This window comes from Pseudomonas sp. RL (genome assembly GCF_000647775.1).
Taxonomy (GTDB): Bacteria; Pseudomonadota; Gammaproteobacteria; order Pseudomonadales; family Pseudomonadaceae; genus Serpens; species Serpens flexibilis.
This window is the reverse complement of record NZ_JBOY01000040.1, coordinates 43,445-50,110: the sequence shown is the minus strand read 5'-3', so window position 1 is coordinate 50,110 and position 6,666 is coordinate 43,445. Positions and strand designations below refer to the sequence as shown.

At 67.2% G+C, this 6,666-nt stretch carries 6 protein-coding genes; all 6 read left to right on the top strand.

Translation table 11 applies throughout. The features are described 5' to 3' along the window. A partial coding sequence (locus AS93_RS18915) for a chemotaxis protein CheA (RefSeq protein WP_343203269.1) occupies positions 1-1,212 on the top strand: 1,212 nt, incomplete at its 5' end. A gap of 30 nt (positions 1,213-1,242) precedes the next feature. Beyond that, entirely contained in the window at positions 1,243-2,853 is a 1,611-nt protein-coding gene (locus AS93_RS0107635) for a methyl-accepting chemotaxis protein (protein WP_027590068.1), read from the top strand. An 11-nt stretch (positions 2,854-2,864) separates the two neighbouring features. Beyond that, entirely contained in the window at positions 2,865-3,401 is a 537-nt protein-coding gene (locus AS93_RS0107630; RefSeq protein WP_027590067.1) for a chemotaxis protein CheW, read from the top strand. 10 nt (positions 3,402-3,411) lie between these two features. Further along, on the top strand, positions 3,412-4,260 hold the full coding sequence (locus AS93_RS18910) for a protein-glutamate O-methyltransferase CheR (RefSeq protein ID WP_051587384.1): 849 nt from the start codon (positions 3,412-3,414) through the stop codon (positions 4,258-4,260). Then, the gene (locus AS93_RS0107620; protein WP_037008704.1) at positions 4,260-5,294 is read left to right on the top strand and encodes a chemotaxis response regulator protein-glutamate methylesterase; all 1,035 of its coding nucleotides are present in this window, start codon (positions 4,260-4,262) and stop codon (positions 5,292-5,294) included. The genes AS93_RS18910 and AS93_RS0107620 overlap by 1 nt, the downstream gene beginning before the upstream one ends. A 20-nt stretch (positions 5,295-5,314) precedes the next feature. Beyond that, positions 5,315-6,571, top strand: a complete 1,257-nt coding sequence (locus AS93_RS18905; protein WP_051587383.1) for an EAL domain-containing response regulator — start codon at positions 5,315-5,317, stop codon at positions 6,569-6,571. The last annotated feature ends 95 nt before the right edge of the window (positions 6,572-6,666 follow it).

Sequence of the window (6,666 nt, the reverse complement as noted above, 5' to 3'; positions counted from 1 at the left end):
GCCGCCCCGGCAAGCTCCCCCGCGGCGCCGGCCGCCTCCGGGGAGCGCGCTGCGCGGCGCGACGAGCAGAGCATGATCAAGGTCGATGCCCGCAAGCTCGACCAGCTGATCGACGCGGTGGGCGAGCTAGTGACCCGCTCGGCGCGCTGCCGCACCCTCAGCCTCACGTCCGCCCGCGAGACGGTGGAAACCTTCGTCGAGGAAGTGGACGGCTTCATCGAACAACTGCGCGATCGCGCGCTGAAGCTGCGCATGGCGCCGATCAACGAAGTGTTCCAGCGCTTCCCGCGCGTGGTGCGCGACGTGGCGCGCGACCTCGGCAAGGAGGTCGAACTGCAGATCCGTGGCGCCGAGACCGAGCTGGACAAGACCATGCTCGACAAGCTCGCCGACCCGCTGCTGCACATCGTGCGCAATGCCCTGGACCACGGCATCGAGCCGGTCGAGGCGCGCCGCGCCGCCGGCAAGCCGGCCCGTGGTCGCCTGCTGCTCAACGCCTACCACGAGTCCGGCTCGGTGGTGCTCGAGATCAGCGATGACGGCCGTGGCCTGAACGCCGCGAAGATCCGCGCGCGGGCCATCGAGCGCGGCCTGATCGGCGCCGAGACGCTGCTCGACGAACAGGGCATCTTCGCGCTGATCTTCGAAGCCGGCTTCTCCACCGCCGAACAGGTCACCGACCTGTCCGGACGCGGCGTGGGCATGGATGTGGTGCGCCGCAGCATCGAGGCGCTGCGCGGCTCCATCGAGATCCAGTCGACGATGGGGCAGGGCACCTGCTTCCGCATCCGCCTGCCGCTGACCCTGTCGATCATCGACGGTTTCCAGGTGGTCGTCGGCGAAGCCCGCTTCGTCATTCCCCTGGAGCAGGTGGTCGAGTGCCTGGAGCTGCCGAAGAACGCCAGCGCCAACCAGGTGATGAGCCTGCGCGGCACGCCGCTCAGCTACCTGCGCCTGGCCGAACTGTTCGAGCTGCCCCGCGACCCCGCGGCCCGCGAGTGCCTGGTGGTGGTCCAGCACGGCCAGCAACGCACCGGCATCGTCGTCGACCGCTTCGCCGGCGAATTGCAGGCGGTGATCAAGCCGCTCAACCCCATGCTGCGCAACGTGCCGGGCCTGGGTGGCTCGACCATCCTGGGCGACGGCCGCGTGGCGCTGATTCTCGACATCAATTCCTTGCTGGCCACGCCGCGTCGCGTGGAGCACGCCTAATTCTGGTTAGCCTTACCTGGAGCACACCTCATGCAGTGGTATCTCAACCTCAAACTCATGCAGAAGCTGGTGATCGCCTTCTGCGTCGGCGCGCTGCTGACCCTCGCCGTCGGCGTTCTGGCCGTGCTGCGTCTGCAGCAGATGATCGACATCAACCAGGATATGTACGATAACCGCCTGGTAGCCATCGACGCGCTGGGCAAGGCCAATGCGCAGATGCTGACCCATGCGCGCGGCGTACTGATGCTGCCGCTGCTGAACCAGCGGGAGACGCTGGATATGATCCAGCGCCTGGAAGGTTTCCAAAAGCAGGCGGAGGCGCACGTGGGGGTATTTGCCGCCACCGAGATGTCCGGCCAGGAGCGTGAGCTGTTCGAGCGGACCCAGAAGCTCTATGGCGAGTATCTGACCGCCAGCCAGGAAGCTTTCGTCTACGCCCGTGACGAGGATGATGAACGCCTGCTCCGCCAGGCCATGGGTCCGGTGCGCACGGCCTCCTTTGCGCTGAACGCGGCCGTCGATGAACTGGCTGACTACAGTGCTAATGCGGCCGAGCAGGCCAACAAGGACGCACAGGCCACTGCTGCGCAGACCTTCTGGTTGCTGGTTATCGCCATCGCCGTCGCCGTGCTGCTGGCCATCGTCATGGGCCTGCTGCTGTCCCGCCATGTCACCCGCCAGCTGGGCGGCGAACCGGACTACGCCACCGCGATCGCCCAGAAGGTCGCCGCCGGCGACCTGACCGTCGAGGTGCAGATCAGCAACGACAACAGCCTGCTGGCCTCCATGAAGTCCATGGTCGAGCGCCTCACCCAGGTGATCGGCGAGGTGCGTTCCTCGGCCGACGCGCTGGCCTCCGCCTCCGAGCAGGTGTCCGCCGCCTCCACCACGCTGAGCCAGAACTCCACCGAGCAGGCCGCCAGCGTCGAGGAGACCAGCGCCGCCATCGAGCAGATTGCCGCCACTGTGGCGCAGAACGCCGAGAACGCCCAGGTCACCGACAACATGGCCACCAAGTCGGCCAATGAGGCCCGCGAAGGCGGTCGCACCGTGAAGGAAACCGTCAATGCGATGAAGGACATCGCCGAGAAGGTGAAGATCATCGACGCCATCGCTTACCAGACCAACCTGCTGGCGCTCAACGCTGCCATCGAGGCGGCCCGCGCCGGTGACCACGGCAAGGGCTTCGCGGTGGTCGCCGCCGAAGTGCGCAAGCTGGCCGAGCGCAGCCAGGTGGCCGCCCAGGAAATAGGTGAATTGGCCTCCTCCAGCGTGCAGCTGGCGGCCAACGCCGGCCAGGTGCTCGACCAGATGGTGCCGGCCATCGGCCAGACCGCTGACCTGGTCAAGGAAATCACCGCAGCTTCCCGTGAGCAGAGTGCCGGGCTGGAGCAGATCACCGCCGCTATCGGCCAACTCTCGCAAACCACCCAGACCAACGCCGCCGCGTCCGAGGAGCTGTCCGCCACCTCGGAAGAGATGAGCGCCCAGGCCACCCAGCTGCAGCAGATGATGACTTTCTTCCGCTTGCAGGCTGGCGAAACCGGCGCGGCGGCGCCGGTACAGGCCACTGCGGTGCGGCGCAGCGGTTTCAAGCGCAATGGCGGACACATCGATGAATCGGCTTTCACCGCATTCTGAGGAACTGGCCCATGAGTAACGAGCGCAACGTCGGCACGGCCCTGCAGGCCGGGCAGTACCTGATGTTTACCCTGGGCGAGGAAACCTTCGGCTGTCGCATCGCCTGCATTCGCGAAATCATCGAATGCCCGCCGATGACCGCCATTCCCCTGACCCCCGCGTTCCTGCGCGGGGTGATCAACCTGCGTGGCGCGGTGGTGCCGGTGATCGACCTGTCGGTGCGTTTCGAGCGCGGTCGCACCGCGCTCGCCGAGCGCACCTGCATCGTCATCGTCGAGGTCGCCGGCGCCGAGGGTCCGCAACTGCTCGGTGTGATCGTCGACGGGGTGACCGAGGTGCTGGAGGTGGACACCGCCGACCTGGAGATGCGCCCCAGCCTGGGCGGTGGCATTCGCGCCGATTTCGTCGCCGGCATGATCCGCCAGGGCGATCAGTTCGTACTCGCCCTGGATATGGACAAGGTCCTGTCCGGTGACGAGCTGGCGCGCCTGGTGGATATCCAGCAGCAGGCGCGCGGCGAGCAGGCGCGCGAAAGCGCAGTGAACTGACGGGGGCGGCATGTCGGGTGTCTACGGACTCAGCACGAGCGCTTTCCGGCACATTCGCGAGGCGTTCCACCGTGGCAGCGGTATCGACCTGCCGGAGAGCAAGCGCCAACTGGTGGCTGGCCGCTTGTACTGCCGCCTCAAGGCACTCGGCCTGCCGGACTTCGACGCCTACGTCGCGCTGCTCCAGCAGCCGGAGCAGGCGCTCGAGCGGCAGTGCATGGTCGACCTCCTGACCACCAACGAGACCTACTTCTTCCGCGAGCCGGAGCATTTCCGCTACCTGGCCGCGCAGATCCTGCCGACCCTGCGCCAGCGCCCGGTGCGGGTCTGGTGCGCGGCGGCATCCACCGGCGAGGAACCCTACAGTCTGGCGATGCTGCTGCAGGACAAGCTGGGCGACGGTGGCTGGTCGCTGCTGGCCAGCGACCTGTCGACCCGGGTGCTGGAGCGTGCGAGTCAGGGCCTGTACCCGCTGCAGCGCCTGGAGCTGCTGCCGCAGGAATACCTCAAGCGGTTCTGCCTGCGCGGCACCGGTGACTATGAAGGCCAGTTGCTTATTCGCCGCGAGTTGCGCGAGAAGGTGCGCTTCTGCCAGCACAATCTGTTAGATTCCGCCGCCGATTTAGGGCAATTTGACATCATCTTCTTGCGCAACGTACTGATCTATTTCAACGGCGCCACTCGCCATCAGGTGATCCAGCAGGTGCTACGTCAGTTGCGCCCCGGCGGCTGGCTGATCATCGGCCATTCCGAATCGCTGCAGGGCGTGCAGAGCCCCGTGCAACTGGTGCGTCCGTCCGTCTACCGGCTGCCGGCCTCGCTGGCCGCGGTGCGTGCCGACCTGCGCGGAGTCGCCTGATGATCAAGGTGATGATCGTCGATGATTCGGCGGTGGTGCGCTCGCTGCTCAAGGAAATGCTCTCCGGGCAGCCGGACATCCAGGTGATCGCCACGGCGCCCGATCCGCTGTTCGCGCAGCAGAAGATGCGCAGCGAGCGGCCGCACGTGCTGATCCTCGACATCGAGATGCCGCGCATGGATGGGCTGACCTTCCTGCGCCAGCTGATGGGCGAGGCGCCGATCGCCACCATCGTGTTCTCCTCGCTGGCCGAGCAGGGTTCGAGCACGGCCCTGGATGCCCTGGATGCCGGGGCGGTGGGCATCATGACCAAGCCGGCCGGTGGCATGAGCGAGTTCATCGCCGCCCACCAGCGGGACTTCCTGCAGATGATCCGCGACGCCGCCCAGGTGCGCCTGGCGCCGCGCCGGCCGGTTTCCGGTCGCCCACAGGCGGTGGTCGCGCCAGCGCGACCGCTGCAGCGCACCACCGACAGCGTGGTGGCGATCGGCACCTCGACCGGCGGCACCCAGGCGCTGGAACGGGTGCTCACCCGCCTGCCGGTCACCTGCCCGGGGCTGGTGATCGTCCAGCACATGCCGGCCAACTTCACCCGGCTGTTCGCCCAGCGCCTCAATGCCCTGTGCGAGATCGAGGTGCGCGAGGCGCGCAACAACGACCGGGTGCTCAGCGGGCAAGCGCTGATCGCCCCGGGTGGCCTGCACCTGCAGCTCAAGCGCAACGGCGCGCAATACGCGGTGGAGGTGCTGGACGGCCCCCAGGTGTCGCGCCACAAGCCCTCGGTGGACGTGCTGTTCCGCTCGGTGGCCCGCACGGCCGGACGCAACGCGCTGGGCGTGATCATGACTGGCATGGGCGACGACGGCGCCCGCGGTCTCAAGGAAATGCACGAGGCCGGGGCCACGACCCTGGCCCAGGACGAACAGAGCTGCGTGGTCTTCGGCATGCCCAAGGAGGCCATTCGTCACGGCGGGGTCAGCCGCGTCTGCGCCCTCGATGACATCCCCGAACTGATTGCCCGCTTTGGGCGTTGAATCTGCCTGGATACACCCTGATGCAGCTTGCCGAACTTCCCCTGTCCGTGCGCCAGACCCGGGTCCTGCTGGTGGACGACAGCGCCCTGCAACGCGAATGCGCCGCCGAGCTGCTCGAGACCCTCGGCCTGTCGCTGATTGCCCAGGCCGCCAGCGGCCGGGAGGCGCTGACGCTGCTGCGCCGTCTGGCCGAACAGCAACTGCCGCTGCCGCTGCTGATCCTCGACCTGGAAATGCCGGAAATGGACGGCATCGAGCTGCTGCTGCAACTGCATGAGGAGGACCTGTGTCCGCCGGTCGTGCTCTCCAGCGGCTGCGAGGAGGCCTTGGTGGCCACCGTGCTCGACATGATCCGTACCCTGCGCCTGCCCCTGCTGGGCAATCTGCCCAAGCCGCTGTCCGGCAAGGATCTGCACGGGCTGCTGCAGCACCTGCCGAACCTGGCGAGCCCGCCGGTCGAGGAGGCCGTCAGGCCGACCGTCAGCGTCACCGTTCCGAGCCTGCGCGAGGCCTTGCGCCAGGGCCATATGCGGCCCTACTACCAGCCGAAGATCGACCTCAAGAGTGGCCAGCTGCTGGGTTACGAGGTGCTGGCCCGCTGGCAGGATCCACGCCAGGGCATGCTCTACCCGGGTGATTTCATCGCCCTGGCCACGGAAAGCGGCCTGTTGCCGGAGCTGACGTTCCAACTCGTCGAACAGGTGTTGGCCGACGCGGCGCGCCTGCAGCAGCAGGGCTGGACGCCGAGCATGGCGGTGAACATCGATATCAGCATGCTGGCCAACCGCAACTTCGCCAATGAACTGATCGCCCGCGTTCAGGCCAGCGGCGCGCGCGCCGAGCAATTGATTCTGGAAGTCACCGAAAGCGCGCTGATGCACGACACCGCCGCCACCCTGGCTTCGGTAGGCCGCCTGCGTCTGGCCGGCTTCGGGCTGTCCATCGATGACTACGGCACCGGCTTCTCGACCCTGCAACAGCTGACCCGGTTACCGTTCACCGAACTGAAGATCGACCGAGCCTTCGTCACCAGCGCGCACCGTAACCGGCGCAGCCTGGCCATCCTGCAATCGGCCATCGACATGAGTGTGCGCCTGCGATTGCCGAGCATCGCCGAGGGCGTGGAGACCATCGACGAGGTGCGGCTGCTCTGCGGCCTGGGCTGCAGCGCCGCGCAGGGCTACCTGTTCGCCCGCCCGATGCCCGGCGAGGCGCTGCTGGACTGGCATGCCGCGCATGCCGGCAAGGCGTCACTGGAAGACTGGTTCCGGAGCTGAGCAGCTGGAACAGACTTTGCTGCATGGGCACCATTTACAGTCTCGTCAAAAAGCCATCACCGGGTGGGGTGGCTGACGACGCGGCGTCGCTGAAG